The following is a 15,395-nucleotide window of genomic DNA, read 5'->3' as shown; positions in this document are numbered from 1 at the left end:
ATAATGAGTGACCTTAATCCCATCGAGTATTTTTTTGCCCATACCGATAGTGTGGGGGCAACCCTTTTTTGCATACTGCTGCTGATGTCACTGGTGTCATGGTTCTGGATCGTCGGTAAGTCGCTGTTGCTATGGCAACTGAAACGCCGCAGTAACCGCTATCGCCTCAATATGTGGAAGAGTGATCCTACCGGTTCAGGACCAGCGGAAGAGTCGAACAACCCCTTTTCACGTCTTGCACAGGCTTCGTTTTCGGTCCATGCCGATGTGCGTGAGATACAGGCCACAGACCGCGAGGAGTTGCTGCTACGCTGCATGAACCGGGTGGTTGGCGAGGAAGGCACACGACTTGAAAATGGCCAGACCCTGCTGGCGTCAATCGCAGCCGTCTCCCCTTTCGTTGGTCTGTTCGGTACGGTCTGGGGTGTACACCATGCGCTATCCGCCATCAGTATCGAAGGGGCGGCCTCCCTTGCACAGATAGCCGGCCCGGTCGGCGAGGCCCTGATCATGACGGCGCTGGGATTGGCAGTAGCCATTCCTGCTGTACTTGCTTTTAATGTTTTCTCCCGTAGCAACCAGATGTTGATGGCGCAACTGGATGGTTTCGCCCATGAGTTGCATCACTACCTGGTCACCGGGCAGACCCTGCCAAACAGCGTGCGGGGGATTTGAGATGGCTTTTCTAAACCAGGGGAGTTCAGGGTGCAGTGGACCACGAGCCGAAATCAACATGATTCCGTTGATCGACGTCATGCTGGTTCTTCTGGTGATCTTCATGGTCACCGCCCCCTTACTCACCCATGCAGTCAAACTGGATCTTCCGAAGGCCAGTTCTCAGCCTCAAGAGAAAGCCAGCAAGGTGGAAATCGCCATTGACGCAGCAGGTGGACTCTATTGGGATGGCGATATCCTTGTCACTGACGATCTCGAAAACCGCTTTGCCGCACTTGCAAACCACAGCCCGGAGACGGAAATTCATCTCTACGCTGACAAGTCATCACGCTATGAAGTAATCGCTGATGTCATGACAACAGCCTCTCGCGCAGGTTTGAGTCATATCGGTTTCATAACCGAGCCAGAGGTGACGCATTGAGACCAAATGTTTGCACGCACCGAACCAGGAAGAGGATGACCGTTTTGCCCAAGTAGCGAAAGTGTCTGGGTTTAGCCTCTATGCCGGTGTTGCGGCTCTTGACAAGGGAACAACCATTGCCTGCGAGCCGCGCGCCGAAGGAAGTGCCCTTGGGGTGCGCCTTGATCAAGGGCAGGCTTGAAACCCTGAAGACAATATACTTAGTCGCCGGGTTAATAAGACTGGCGGTCTCCGGGAAACACCTGTCAACGACGCCCTCAGCAAATATCCGAAACAACGTGAAAGGAAACACAAGTGCCGCGGACGCACTGGGACGGAGACAGTTCCAGTTAACCCTTAGAAGGTACCAATTCGCAACATCACCAGGGTACAGGCCTCCAGCCAGTGGATGCCGGCCTGCTCCAGTCGGTGTCTTAGTTCCGCTGATTCGCTCCCCGGGTTGAAGATCACTCGATCCGGTTTCAGGTATATCAGGTCATCGATCATGGGCCGCATGCGTTCCGGGCCCACATAGAGAGTCAGGGTGTCCACCGGTTGTGGAACCTGACTCAGATCTTTGGCAACCTTGAGTCCTTCGATCTCTTCGAAACGGGGATGTACTGGAGTGACCCGATAGCCCTGCTCCAGCAGTCGGCGCACCGCCTGGTTCGAGTAGCGCATGGGCTTAGTGCTCGCGCCAAGAACCACTACATGGCGGTCTGCGTGATTGGTTGGTTTCATGATGGGGGTTTGTGTGGCTTACTCTGGTTACTACTCTATCACTTTTACTCACTTACGTTCTGGTTAGTAAACTTAAATAGATCAGTTGACCGTTCCAAACTCATATTGATTTCACTCAACAAAAAACCCGATGGCGTCTACCACCGGGCTTTGTGAAACCGCAGCTATCGATCGGTCAATTAATCATCATCTTTCTCATGATGTTCCAGCTTCCCGGCTCTGAGCTCCTGCTTGAAGAGGGTGTCGCCATAGATGTCTTTCAGTCGTACAGTCATTGCCCTGGTCTTGCGGTTGATGTCGACCTGTCCAAAGAACTGTAGCCCTGCGTAAGGTGACAGATTGGCCTGACCCTCGGGCGGGGCCTTGGTGAAGACCACTTCAGGACCGAAGGTGCCGTCGGTGGAGTTGGGGCCGAAGGTACCCGCGTTGAGCGGTCCTGCAACGAACTCCCAGAAGGGGGTAAAGTCATCGGTGGCCGCTTTTCTCGGATTGTAGTAGTGGGCCGCAGCATAGTGCACATCAGCGGTCAGCCAGACGGTGTTGCGGATCTTCTCCTCTTTGATAAAGTGCAGCAGTCGGGCGATCTCCAGCTCGCGACCCAGGGCGGGGCCGTCGTTACCGTTGGCTACCGCTTCCCAGCGCTGTGGCGGGTTGTTGACATAGTCGTCGCTCACGTTGAGGCCGATGGGCATGTCGGAGGAGATGACCTTCCACACCGCCTTCGACTCTTCCAGGGCGTCCATCAACCAGTTCAGCTGATCCTCGCCGAGGATAGCGGTCTCTTCACTCTCTTCCAGCTGCAGGTTGTCGGTGTTGGGACCGCGATAGCTGCGCATGTCGATAACGAAGACGTCCAGCAGCTTGCCGTAGGAGATCTTGCGGTAGATGCGATCTGACTCTTCTGCGCAGTGGGGGCGTAGGGGCGCGTACTCGTGAAAGGCACGGGTGGCGTGGGCCACCAGCTGAGGCACCTCTTTGACCGTGTACCGATCGTCACTTTCCAGGTCTTTAGCATCGGACCAGTTGTTGACCACTTCGTGATCGTCCCACTGCCAGATCTGGGGTACTTCAGCGTTGAAGCGACGCAGGTTCTCATCCAGCAGGTTGTATTTGTAGCGGCCGCGGAACTCCTCCAGGGTCTCTGCCACTTTGCTCACCTCGGGGGTGACCAGGTTGGTCCAGATCTCACCGTTCTCGGCTACCACGACATCTTTGATGGGGCCGTCGGAGTAGACACTGTCACCGTTGTGGATGAAAAAGTCGGGCTCAACCTTGCGCATCTGCTCATAGATCTTCATGCCGCCGAAATCTTCGTTGATACCCCAGCCCTGACCGGCGGTGTCACCGCCCCAGACGAAGCGCACGCTGTCCTTTTTGTCTGGGATACTGAACTGGCCGTAGACCGGCTCACTCGGGTCGCGTTCGTTACTCAAATCCTCGAACCAGACCTTGACGTAGACCTCTTCGCCGGCCGCTAGCTCAGTCAGATCCTGGCGGGCGGTGTAGTCGCTTTCGGGGGTGGCGTAGGGACCACGCACCACCACGGAATCGGCAAAGCTCTCGTTATAGGCGAACTCCACCATCATGCGCGACGGACGATCGGCGCGGCTCCAGATGATAGCGCTGCCGTCAGCGGTCACATCACCGATCTGAATCCCCTGCTCGATAACTGGTGCGGCCATCAGATTCAATGCGGCGCTCAGTGCTGTCAATGCCACCACGCCTGTCAACTTTGTTCTTAAGGACATGCTTAACTCCTCCAAAAAGATTGGTCGTTCAAAAGAAGAGTTGAAGATTAGAAAGGGACTCTGTGACTTGGGAATGAAGACCCAAAGAACTTTTTGTGTTGGTTATAAGTAGTGAGTATGTCGTTCTGAAGAAACAACAATTAATCAGTCCGCCCCCTTCGGGGTTCAGCTGGAAGAGGAGTGCTGTTAAGGCAAACTGGATTAGTATGACGCACCACACTAAAAAAAAGGGGCTGCAAGCAGCCCCTTCGAATGAAGTGTAGTTCCTTTATCCCTGACCCATTTTTTATTCTCTTAACGCCAGTTAATCATCCTCTTCCAGATCTTTGTCCTCTTCCTCATTTACCTCGATGGCGTAGAGGGTAGTGGTACCACTTACTTCGTTACCGACTACGAGAAGTGGCTTTTCGATGGGGCTGTCATCCTTGGCGATGAAGGTGATTCCCTCAGGGCCGAGGTCGCCGGCGAGTGGGTTGCTGACACCACTCTCCAGCTCTGCATCGACACTGAAGTCACGGTTGTTCAGATAGTCGACGAATGTCACCTGATGGGGATTGGTGATGTCGTAGACCATTACCCCACCGAGACGCTCCAGTCCGATAAATGCGAACTGGTGATCCTCGATCTTGCCGATAGCGACACCCTCAGGTTCGGGGCCTTTATCATCGGAACGACTGTCAAAAGAGTCGTTGTCGTCGTTGTTGCTATTGAAGTTGTCGGGCAGCAACTCTGCTGTAATGCGCTCGAAGTCATCAGCAGAGTCATAGATCAGTTTGCCGTTGGCGTTGCGGATCGAAAAGGAGCGAGCGCCGTAGCTGTAGATCTCGTCGAAATCCCCATCACCATCAATGTCGCCGTTGACTGTGGTTGTTTTGAGGCGGCCGAGTGCAGCGCTATCCTGCAGTGCATCGGCATTTGGGAAAGCAATTGGGTCAAGATCAAGATCCTTGACCCGCGCCTCTTCGCTAAAGCCATCATAGTCACGACTGTCACCCTCATTGGCAGTCACGATATAGGTCCGACCATGGAATCTGTAGCTGGCGATTGCATCGGGTTGGTACATACCTTTGATTGGCCAGTTGGCGATGTTGATTACGTCATCCTTGTTGCTAACATCCAGTGCGTTAGCCGGTAGACTGTGATCTTTGGTGCCCAATGGTTGCAGTGCTACCACTCTGGCTTGGGGGATATTGATCACGGCCAGGGCATTGGCCTCCTGCAGGCTGACCCAGGCTTTGCGGGAATTTTTTGAAACCGCGATGTATTCCGGCTCCAGATCCTGTGCCACCGTGGCGCCGGGCCCGAAAATTCGTATACCGCGTTTCTTGAGTTTTTCTGCTCTCTTATTGAATCGCTTAAAGTCAGCGGTTCTGACCTTGGCATGAGCGATGCCGTGTCTCAGGTCGATGATACTGACGGAACCCTCGGGGTCGACACTATAGTCATCATTAGGCTCTCCTTCGTTGGCCACCAGGAGATATTTACCATTCGGAGTAAAGGTTAACATGTCGGGGAGCGCGCCCACCTGGATAGTGCCGATCAGTCCTAGATCAATGGTGTTATAAAATGCCACAAGACCGGGTGACTGCTTGTCTTCAGCCTCGATGGCAACAGCGACGACTCCCTTGTGTACCGCGACACTGTTAGCGCTTGCACCGAGTTCGGTCGCATCAATCATGCCTATCTGCAAGGGATTGGTTGGGTCGTTGATATCCAACACGTCGACACTGGCTGCGCTCGCATTGACGGCAAATAGACGCTGACTGTCCGGATCATGCGCGACTATCTCGGAGGCGCTATCGTCAAACACACCAGTTTGGTGCTGACCGATGACGTTTAAGCTGAGATCGAGTTTATGCACATCTTCTGCGATTGCCATGCCCGAAAGCGAGAAGCTGAGGGCGGCGGCTAAGACAGATATCTTCATGGAATTCTCCTAAGATGTTGTTATTGTTAAAACGCATCGAGGATATCTTGTGAATGTGACAATAATATTTAGTTTTTATGCAAATGACCTAATCAATAGCTGGGAAAGATAGGGGTTTTCTGGTGAACAATCGTGTTGTAGTACATGTAGATAGTGAAAAGGCCAAACCCTGCTCAGAGCGAATGAAGAAGATAAGTGTAAGGACAGGTTTTTCATGACTCCGGGGTCGGAGTCGAATCGAGAGCGGATTGAACTGTTAGCGAAATCCGTTACTGTTTTTTCGAGGTAATACACGCTATGGGAGCTCTCGACTCCGACCCCTGATGTTGCATTGTCTTGTCATCGTTATAACATTTTATATTCATTCTCCGATAACCTTCATCGCTCATGCTTTTACTTCCTAACATCGGAAGTAAATCATGAACAACAGGATCGCTCTCTTTTTTCTGGCAATCGTATTGACTCAAGACGTATTCTCTGTGGAATTACAGAATGGTGTTCCGCAACATAATCTAAGCGCAACAACTGGCGATAGTTTAGATTTCGAGATCACGATTCCCTCAAACAGTAGCAATCTGAACATCGAGATAGCCGATGGCTATGGCGATGCCGACCTTTATGTAAAAGCCGGAAGTGTGCCAACCGAGTCTGATAATGATTGCGGCCCCTATCTGTATGGTAATAGTGAGCAATGCCTCTTTGCTTCTCCACAGGCAAGCACCTATTTCGTAAAGCTACAAGCCTATCAGGCATTTTCCGGTTTAACGCTAAGTGCCGCCTATGAGACCGATGACGGCTCCACCTCAAACCTGCTTCAAAATAACGTACCTATCGACAGTTTATCCGCCTCCACTGGCAGTGAAACCCTCTATCAAATTGATATACCTGCGGATGCAATCGAGTTAAGCATCAACATCAGTGGCGGTAGTGGAGATGTGGATCTGTATGTTTCATCTCTACAGCCACCGACGACTTCAATCTATGAATGCCGCCCCTACCTGTCCGGTAACAGTGAGTCCTGTACATTCACTGCACCAACAACCGGCAGCTATTACATCATGTTACGGGCCTACTCCAGTTACAGCGATGTGCGTTTGTCCGCCACATACTCGCTGAGCGGTAACAATGGTAATACTGACTATCTCTGGAGTGGCCTTAATACCTACTATGCCGATGCCATTGGCCAAACCGGCACTATACTCTTCAATGCGCTTGCAGAAGCGGCAGCTCGTAACCACAACCCCATGACCTACTCCCAGGCCTGGGAAGCGCTCAAATATAGTGATGAGGATCCAGCAAACACCAATAACGTCATTCTGATCTACACTGGCCGCTCCCAAGCAAAATCTTTTAACGCATCTGGCAATAATGATCCAGATGCCTGGAACCGTGAACATACCTGGCCAAAGAGTCATGGTTTCCCCAGCTCAAGCCACTGGGCCTATACAGACATTCACCAATTGCGTCCTGCTGATGCATCGGTTAACTCCACACGCGGCAATAAAGACTATGACAACGGCGGCAATATGATCAGCGAAGCACCAGGTAACTATACCGACAGTGACAGCTTCGAACCCCGCGATGAAATCAAAGGCGATATTGCACGTATGATGTTCTATATGGATATTCGCTACAACGGTAATGACTCTACGGGTACGGGTGATTTAACCCTGGTTGACTACAGCGGAACCAGTGGCGCTGCTCTTGGCGACCTATGTACTCTTTATCAATGGCATAGCCAAGACCCAGTCAGCAGTGAAGAGATCACACGCCACCAAAGGATTGTTGAGCGACAGGGTAATCGTAACCCTTTTGTCGATAATGCTGCCTGGGTGGATAGTTTATGGGGATCCCAATGTGGTTTTTAAACCAAAACAGGTTGCTTCATCTACAACCAGAACGATAAAGATGGAGGATCAAAGCGGTCTTAATCCTGACATTCGATTTCTATACCATTATCTGCCGTGCTCTTCTTCCCTAAAACAAAATGAAGTTGAAAGCCTGATGATGGCAGGATCCGATACACCGAAAGAATTTTGTGATAACCCCGATAGTTCGGCGAATGAGCGATCAAGGTATCTGTCACCACCCATGACTCCGGGGTCGGAGTCGAATCGAGAGCGGATTGAACTGTTAGAGAAATGCGCTAGTGCTATTTCGGGGTGACACACACTATGAGAGCTCTCGACTCCGACCCCTGATGTTACGGAGCGAGGGGAGTTACTCTCCCCTCTTCTCGTACAACCCAATTATTTACTGATCTGCAACCGTAATGGTGCGGCCATCCGCTGAGACTTCCAGATCGATTTTCTGGCCGTTCAGCATCCCTTCAAACTCATAACCAACTACTTTCATGCTGGCTGAATGAGTGGCTTCAATTTTAGTGGGTTTGAATCCTGCCATTTTTTGATCGATCGATTTCAAAATAGCTCCAGGCACCATCTCAATCGGGAATATCACTTCAACTTCTTCGATTTTTCCATCAGGAAAAACATCGAACTCCGCCAGATGTCCATCGGACAATTTCCCCTGGACCTCATAAACCACAGAACCATCGATTTCAGTTTCCGTGTTGGCAGTCAATAAAGTGGCTTGACTAAAACGCGCCTCAATCACTTTTATCACCGTTTCTGGAACTTCAGAGAGCTCTATTTTCTTCTCTGTGCCAGCAACGACAGACTGGCTTCCGATAAGAAGAATAAGGCAACCAGCAAATATAGATAGTTTCACTATGAATTCTCCTTAACTGAAGGTTTTTCTGAAGTCTTCGCGAAGCACATCAAGAAACTCCTTAAGTGAACTGAAAGTCGAATCAAGATCAGAGTAGTGAAAATCCAACTGATCTATCGCATCATGCTGCTCTGTTTCGACCTCTTTCTGCAGTTCAGCCTTCAACCCGGCAAGCTTGGTTTCCAGCTCACCGATTTTAGCCTCTAAGGCCTGCTTGTGTGTTTGTATATCAGACATCTTTAACTCCTATGAGACTTAAAATAAAAGTTCACTGGTACCGATCAGAATCAACGGAATTATGACAAATACGAGTAGCATGTAGCCGGCCACGTAGAGTTTGTTTCTCTGTGCTAACGTTGAAAGTATCTCTGCGGCTCTGATTGGGATATCGCGTAACGGCGGAATAGTGTAAATCACCAGCACACCAATCAGATTATAGAGAAAGTGAATCAAAGCAATCTGTAAAGCAAAGATTGCATTGACACCGGTTATCGCTGTAGCGGCCAACAGGGCTGTAATAGTTGTCCCTATATTGGCCCCTAAGGTGAATGGATAGACCTGACGCAAATTAAAGACGCCACTGCCTGCCAGCGGCACAATTAAACTTGTCGTAGTGGATGAGGACTGGACCAATACTGTGATCAGCGTACCCGAAGTAATTCCAGAGATTGGTCCACGACCTACAGCGTTGTGTAGAATGTCTTTCGCTTTACCGACCATGATCACTTTCAGTATCTTGCCAATGGCAGTAATCACAAAGAATATGAAGGTGATACCCAAAACAATCAGCGCAACACCAACAATCAAATCAGATAAGCCGATTCCGTGGAAGGTCTCTTTGAGCAGGTTCAGCGGTGGTTTAACCAAAGGTTTTATAAAGTTAAAGCCTTTAACTGACATCGACTCACCGCCCACCAATAGAGTTGCCAGATAAGCGCCCATCTTTTCCAACACTCCGAACATCACTTCTAGTGGTAGGAATATGATGACACTCAACACATTGAAGAAGTCATGAATGGTCGCCGCTGCGAATGCGCGTTTAAAATCATCGCCCTGCCTCACCATACCTAATGAGACAATGGTATTGGTTACCGTTGTGCCGATATTTGCACCCATCACCATGGGGATAGCGATCTCTACCGGCATGCCACCTGCAACCAATCCGACTATAATCGATGTGACTGTACTTGACGATTGGATCAAGGCGGTTGCCAATACACCAATAACCAATGCAGTTATCGGGTTACTGGCAAATTCAAACAGCTCTTTAGCCTGGGGACCGGCGGCCAGTTTAAAGCCGCTTCCAATCATCCCAACCGCAACTAAAAGTAGATAAACAAGAAAAGCAATACCTAACCATTGCTTCCAATTTGATGAACCTGCCGCAGCAGGGTTTTGTACAACAGCTTCATTCACTGCGCTCTCCTTATTCTATTCTTGATAAATCATGGAAAAAGCAGACAGAATGGTACTTTTTTAAAGTGACAAAGCTGTTACGCTGACACTTTATTATTGTTTTCTGGTGATCATTACAATCCCTACGAGTAGGCTATCGATTCCCTCATGCGCCTACTAATGTAGTGTCCTATTTAGGACACTACATTAGTAGGCGCATGCCGAGACAATGAATAAAAGTAAGTTACTGAATTATTCGTTTCACTCGCACTTTCGTCCGGTATTCAACGGAATGACAAGTAGGACGCAGTGCCGTAAGCCCCAGCAGGGCGCATTGCATTAGTGTTAACAGGCCCTAGCACAATTTACACCGTCTCCAGGGTCTTGAAAAAGATCGCCACCAGAAAACCAGCCAAGGTCGACATGCCGACGACTGAGCCCCCTTTGAAGTAGGCTTCAGGCATCATGGTCTCAGCGATCATGGTCAGCATGGCGCCGGCAGCGACCCCTTCCACCAAGGCAAAGATGGCGGGTGTGGCATTGACAAAAAAGATGTTGCCCAGGGCTGCACCGATACCGGTGAAAAGCATCAGTGAGGTCCACATAACCAGGATACGGCGAAAGCCGAACCCTTGTTCTCGCATACCGCTGGAGCTGGAGAGCGCCTCTGGATAGTTGGAGAGAAACAGACCTGCGATCAATGACAGACTGATGTTTGAATTGATCAGACTGGCACCGATCACCAGCGACTCGGGAATGCCGTCCAGAGTAATGCCCAGCCAGATGGCCAGGGGCGCTGCGTGGTTGCTACGCATCTCCAGCGCCACATCGGCGGCCAACGGTAACGCCGCACCGCTGTCCAGGCTGCGCAGGGCGCTACGTGACCAGCGTGCTGCCTGTTCGCTGTTCAGGTGACGACTCTCCAGGTAGCGTACCGCCTCCCCCTGTTGCAGAAAGGCCCGGTAGCGCTGTGCAAAAACCGGTTCCGACTTCAATAAATCCAGGAAATCGCTACGTCGCAGCTCCCAGACCCAGGTCTCACGGGTCGCCATCGCTGTTGCCGAATGCCCCCCACCGGTGAGCATGGAATAGAAGCCGAAGGTATCGTTCTCACTCAGAGAAACCGTCTTGCGCAGTGTCGTGATGGGATCGATCAGGTTCACCGCCCCCGAGGCGATGATAAAGGCCCGATCCGACCGCGTGTTCTGATGAAAGAAGGTCTCACCCTGATCGTAGCGCTTGTGGATTAGTGAGTGAGCCAGCATCTGCAGCTCCTCGAAAGGGAGATCCCTGAACAGGGGTGGCAGTCGTTTGAGTTGAGGAAAACGCTCCATCACCTGCTGACTCATTCGCTCCACCTCGACCGCCGCTGGCAGCACACCACGCTGAATCAGCTCATGGGCCGCCTGGTCACTCCAGTCCTCAGCTGCCTGCCCGCTGAGCCCATGATGCTTTTGCAGGTATCCAGTCAGCTCCCCACTGCGTAACAACAGATGCACCTCCTGCTGAAACTGGGGTGAATTGAGCAGCAGGGTATCGATGGCGTGTTTGGGGATAGCCCAGACCGTGGCATCGGCAGCCGCAATAGCATTAAAGGCATTGGGTGCCGAGGTGAGACAGGCGTGCCAGCCGAAAACGCTGTAGCGATCCAGGGTCTCCACCCGCTCCTCAGCGGCAGGATCGAACAGCTCCACCCGTCCCTGATCAATAATGTAGAAGGTGTCCGGCGGATCACCCTTGCGGTAGATGGCCTCCCTCTGGCGATAGTGGATGATACGCACCGAGGGGGCGATGGCCTTGAAATCGGCGGTTGGCAGGTTGTGAAACAGCCGCACCTGATGGATGCGGGAGATGATCTGGCGGATCTGCTGATGCTGCTTGCGCCGCAGATGATAGATGGTCGTCGAGGCCTTGCGCAGAAAACCACCATAGTCGTTGACCAGCTGATTCAGGGAGGTGAAGAGCAGTCCCCCGACCACGGCACCGAAGGCCAGGGCGTAAAAGTGCCCCTCTTCCACTGAGGCGGCCACCAGGTCGATGGTCAGGGCCGCCAGCAGGGCTCCGCCGCCAAAGGCCATGAGCATGGCAGTGACCCGGTCGCTGGGCCGCCAGAAGGCAGCTGTAATCGCGCCCATAGGCAGAGAGGAAGCACTTATCAGCCCCATGACGAAAGCTGTCAGCAGAATTGACTCGAACAAATGCCCCCCTTTTCCAGATCTGCTCTCAAGAACCCCGAGAGTAACAACGACTCTGTTGCCAGCGTGGCAGAGCCGAGTCTGAAACTAGCAGACAAATATGTAAGATTTATGACTGCCGCTAGTATTCCATCAGGAGGGAGTCCGCTCAACCGGGTCAGGCTGGTTGGCACCCAGGGTTGCAGCATCCGGCAGATGCACCGTGCTGGAGGGAAAGGCCATCTCTGCTCCTTGTGCGGTAATGATATCCAATATCTTCAAAGACACATTGTGCTTGATTTCATGGTAGCGCACACATTGGTTAACCTTTTGCGCCCTTCTATCCTGCAGCTGGGTAGTCAGAAAATACCAACCGAGCCCCATTAAGGTTTGCGCTAGACACCAGGTCCAGTCCAGAAGAATTAATCGATCATTCATGGAATACAGGAGAACCTGTTTGAACTATCAATAATTATAGACATAAACACAACCGCACATTTTTATCGGTTTAGTGCAGATTGTTAAGCCTCCAGTAATTCGATTCCCACAACTAAATGTTTTCACACAAGCGTCATACTCTTTCTTTATATTTGAGATGATAAATTTTGCCCAGCACCTCGAGCGACAATGACAGTCAACTCTGAAAAAGCCATTCTCAAGGCGATCAAAGACAATAAACTCATCAGTTTATTCCAGCCTATCGTTGCAGCCAACACGCTTGAGATTATCGGTTACGAAGCACTCATCAGAGGACCATCTGATAAAGCATGGCACTCCCCACAGATGCTTTTTTCCCTGGCTGAGCAATACGGTATCGGCAACAGGATAGAAATTCACTGCATCAATACACACCTCAAGCGGCGTAAGAAACTTGGCTTGCAGGGCATGCTGTTTTTGAACCTCTCCTCTTTCTGTATATCGAGTGGTGAGTTCATCATTACAGAATTCGCCAACCGCTTGAAGAAAGCAGGAATAGGCCCCGATCAAGTGGTCATTGAGATCACAGAAAGGCACCCCGTTGAGGACTTCATCCCAATGATCTCAATCCTGGAAGAGATGCGGGCACACGGCCTGAGAATTGCCATTGATGATCTCGGCGCGGGTTATTCGAGTCTTCGCCAATGGTCAGAAATACGGCCGGATTATGTGAAAATTGATGGTCACTTCATTCAGAACATCCATGAAGACTCTGTAAAACGTCAGTTTGTTCGCTCGTTCTGTGAAATCGCCAATGATATCGGCTGCTCCATTATAGCCGAAGGTATAGAAACTGAAGAGGAACTGGAGACCATTCAATCTCTGGAGGTTGACTATCTACAAGGTTACCTGATAGCCAGACCTCAACGCACACCGATCAAACATACTCCAGCCCGTCTCAGGCAGTTGAATGATGGCACAACGTTTCTGAGCAATGACCTTCAGGTTCGCGCACTATGCAAACCCACATTGACAATTTCACCACGACTCTCCGTTAGATCGCTGGCTGATAAATTTCATCAGGATAAATCTCTCCATGTTGCAGTCGTTATTGAGAAAAGCGAGCCTCTTGGCATCATTACCAGAAACAGCCTGCAACAACTCTTTTCCAGCCATTATGGACGTGATCTGTATGGGCGAAAGCCAGTCGTACTGATCATGAATGATGAGGCTATAACAGTTACCGAAGAGACTGAAATTGAACGCCTTAGCAATCAGATCACAGACAACAACGAAACCCTGCCTGACGAATATTTTGTGATTGTCGATAAAAACAAAAAATATGCAGGTGTAGGCTCACTTCTTGATCTTTTACGAGCTGTTACAGACTACAGGATAACGGCTGCAAGACATGCCAATCCACTCACCATGTTGCCTGGTAACCTCCGAATAAACCAACATATAGATACACTACTTTCAGCAAATAGCTCGTTCATATTAGCCTATTGTGATGTAGATAACTTCAAGCCATTCAATGATACTTATGGCTACGCCCGTGGTGATGACGTGATCCGCGAGATCGGCCAGCTACTGTCCAAGAACTCACAATTGGAGCAGGATTTTGTTGGTCATATTGGGGGAGACGATTTCATTGTGATTTTTCGCAGTATCGATTGGGAAGCGCGTTGCCATAAAATTCTTGATCATTTTCAAAACCACGCACTACGATTCTATGACGAAAAGCACAGAGAGTGCGGTGGCATTCCAGCCATCGACAGAGCAGGTAATCAACAATTTTACGATATCATCTCCATCTCGATAGGAGTCATCCAAGTCAATTACAATTATTTTACTTCACATAAAGAAGTAGCCTCGATCTCCAGTGAAGCCAAAAAGCAAGCAAAAAAAATAAAAGGCAATTCACTGTTTATTGACAGAAGATCCTATCAGGACGCATTTACCACCAGCAGATATGATTCCGACGTTCCCAACAATGTAGTTTCAATCACCCCCCCGAACAGCCGACAATAAGCGACTTGCATACGACAAAACCGGATACAGTCAAAACTTTTTTAGATTCGCGGTTGTAGATAACAGCAATATTCATGCGACTTTCCTGCACATAAAAGGAACAGTTGAAAAGTCGACACAGGCGGCTGGAAGCGCCATTTGGAGTAGTTAAATTATTATCTGATGAATGGTGACAATTCATCTACAAAAACATGAATTAGTCTACCGCATGAAGTTGGAGACAAGAATGCCTGCTTGTGGCTGATAGCGGCTCAAACACCTTCAGAGCACCATCGACTCAAGCAGGTTTTTGCTTTGGGCTGTAGTGCCGATAGAGCCATCGTGTCAAGCCGTCGAGACCGGGAAAGAGCACCCGCTCAGTGATATTGCTCTGATCCAGTTTGTCTCTGATCTCCCACTTGATGTGGGCCGGAATGATGATCTTGCGGCATAGTTCTGGATGTCGGGTGATCCAGCTGTCGAGTCCGAGGGAGGGGTTAGACATGACTGAGAATAGGGCGAACTGATTGACGATGCGGTCGTCCATAGAGGGCGGCTCGAAGAAGAGCAGGAAAGGATCTTCCCTCATGCGGTCAAACTTTTTCAGAGAGGGAACAGACTCGGCGAGTAGCTCGGTGGTGAAGGTGTTGGCGCCTTCGCTCTCGAGGCTCTCCCGAATCTTGGTGGGCAACAGAGTGTGGCAGCGTTCGTAGTTGATACACCAGATGACCCCGTCAAGATCAATTTTTTCTGTGTTCGCAGTGGCAAAGTGCATGGCAACAAAAGGGGAGTGGGTCCAGTCGAGCAATCGGGTGGGCAGACCGTGATGCTGCGCCATGGAGAGCCAGTGCCAAAAGGAGTCCTTTTCGACCACGTCCCGATGGGCGTACTTGACAAAGTTGCGCAGCAGGTGGTGCTCCAATTGCGCGAAAGGTCCCCCTAGCCGTATCAGGGTGGTGTCGAGGGCATAGCTTGCATCCGAGAGGCCGCGAAAAGCGCCGGGAGAGCGGAAGCGTCCGAGCTGTTCGTTCCAAGAAGCACAGAAAAGGATCTCCTGCAGGTCGCCCCAATTCTTCGCTGTCTCTATCTTTATTCCCGTCATGGTGGCACGCTCCGCGCTGCATAAAAGTGGGTACGCTTCGTATCTAGCCAATCTGTTTTCCGACCTGACTCAGGTA

The 15,395-nt window shown here is 50.5% G+C and carries 13 protein-coding genes; 4 read left to right on the top strand and 9 right to left on the bottom strand.

Annotated features, from left to right (window positions below):
• The first annotated feature begins 3 nt into the window (after positions 1-3).
• Both AC4IFB_RS19335 and AC4IFB_RS19330 read left to right on the top strand, forming a co-directional pair.
• Complete coding sequence (locus AC4IFB_RS19335; RefSeq protein WP_490781029.1) at positions 4-675, top strand: MotA/TolQ/ExbB proton channel family protein; 672 nt, start codon at positions 4-6, stop codon at positions 673-675.
• Position 676: 1 nt separating this feature from the next.
• Positions 677-1,096, top strand: coding sequence for an ExbD/TolR family protein (locus AC4IFB_RS19330; protein WP_490781028.1), 420 nt, complete (start codon positions 677-679; stop codon positions 1,094-1,096).
• 336 nt (positions 1,097-1,432) lie between these two features.
• Here the strand turns inward: AC4IFB_RS19330 and AC4IFB_RS19325 are convergent, their stop codons facing one another.
• From AC4IFB_RS19325 to AC4IFB_RS19315, 3 genes are all read right to left on the bottom strand, one after another.
• Entirely contained in the window at positions 1,433-1,816 is a 384-nt protein-coding gene (locus AC4IFB_RS19325) for a CoA-binding protein (protein ID WP_490778714.1), read from the bottom strand.
• A 179-nt stretch (positions 1,817-1,995) separates the two neighbouring features.
• Positions 1,996-3,564 carry an alkaline phosphatase D family protein gene (locus tag AC4IFB_RS19320; RefSeq protein WP_490781027.1) on the bottom strand — a complete coding sequence of 523 codons (1,569 nt, stop codon included), beginning with the start codon at positions 3,562-3,564 and terminating at the stop codon, positions 1,996-1,998.
• 304 nt (positions 3,565-3,868) lie between these two features.
• Positions 3,869-5,491 (bottom strand): choice-of-anchor I family protein, encoded by a 1,623-nt coding sequence (locus tag AC4IFB_RS19315; RefSeq protein ID WP_490781026.1) that lies wholly within the window; start codon positions 5,489-5,491, stop codon positions 3,869-3,871.
• A gap of 419 nt (positions 5,492-5,910) precedes the next feature.
• Here AC4IFB_RS19315 and AC4IFB_RS19310 point away from each other — a divergent pair, with 419 nt between their 5' ends.
• The gene (locus AC4IFB_RS19310; protein ID WP_490778717.1) at positions 5,911-7,359 is read left to right on the top strand and encodes an endonuclease; all 1,449 of its coding nucleotides are present in this window, start codon (positions 5,911-5,913) and stop codon (positions 7,357-7,359) included.
• A 385-nt stretch (positions 7,360-7,744) separates the two neighbouring features.
• Here AC4IFB_RS19310 and AC4IFB_RS19305 read toward each other — a convergent pair whose 3' ends face one another.
• The 5 genes from AC4IFB_RS19305 to AC4IFB_RS19285 form a co-directional block, all read right to left on the bottom strand.
• Positions 7,745-8,221, bottom strand: a complete 477-nt coding sequence (locus tag AC4IFB_RS19305; RefSeq protein ID WP_490781025.1) for a hypothetical protein — start codon at positions 8,219-8,221, stop codon at positions 7,745-7,747.
• A gap of 12 nt (positions 8,222-8,233) precedes the next feature.
• Entirely contained in the window at positions 8,234-8,458 is a 225-nt protein-coding gene (locus tag AC4IFB_RS19300) for a hypothetical protein (RefSeq protein WP_490778719.1), read from the bottom strand.
• An 18-nt stretch (positions 8,459-8,476) separates the two neighbouring features.
• The gene (locus AC4IFB_RS19295; protein ID WP_490778720.1) at positions 8,477-9,637 is read right to left on the bottom strand and encodes a Na/Pi symporter; all 1,161 of its coding nucleotides are present in this window, start codon (positions 9,635-9,637) and stop codon (positions 8,477-8,479) included.
• A gap of 344 nt (positions 9,638-9,981) precedes the next feature.
• Entirely contained in the window at positions 9,982-11,814 is a 1,833-nt protein-coding gene (locus AC4IFB_RS19290; protein ID WP_490778721.1) for a cyclic nucleotide-binding domain-containing protein, read from the bottom strand.
• Positions 11,815-11,943: 129 nt separating this feature from the next.
• The gene (locus AC4IFB_RS19285; protein ID WP_490778722.1) at positions 11,944-12,228 is read right to left on the bottom strand and encodes a hypothetical protein; all 285 of its coding nucleotides are present in this window, start codon (positions 12,226-12,228) and stop codon (positions 11,944-11,946) included.
• A 189-nt stretch (positions 12,229-12,417) separates the two neighbouring features.
• On the opposite strand from AC4IFB_RS19285, the gene AC4IFB_RS19280 reads away from it, so the two are divergent.
• Positions 12,418-14,238 carry a GGDEF domain-containing protein gene (locus AC4IFB_RS19280; protein ID WP_490781024.1) on the top strand — a complete coding sequence of 607 codons (1,821 nt, stop codon included), beginning with the start codon at positions 12,418-12,420 and terminating at the stop codon, positions 14,236-14,238.
• A gap of 277 nt (positions 14,239-14,515) precedes the next feature.
• Here AC4IFB_RS19280 and AC4IFB_RS19275 read toward each other — a convergent pair whose 3' ends face one another.
• A complete protein-coding gene (locus tag AC4IFB_RS19275; RefSeq protein WP_490778724.1) occupies positions 14,516-15,319 on the bottom strand; it encodes an FRG domain-containing protein in 804 nt (267 codons plus the stop codon).
• Between the last annotated feature and the right edge of the window lie 76 nt (positions 15,320-15,395).

The organism is Candidatus Thiodiazotropha sp. AKIB8 (assembly GCF_058244675.1).
The sequence above is the reverse complement of the archived record's forward strand: the minus strand, read 5'-3'. Positions and strand labels throughout refer to the sequence as shown.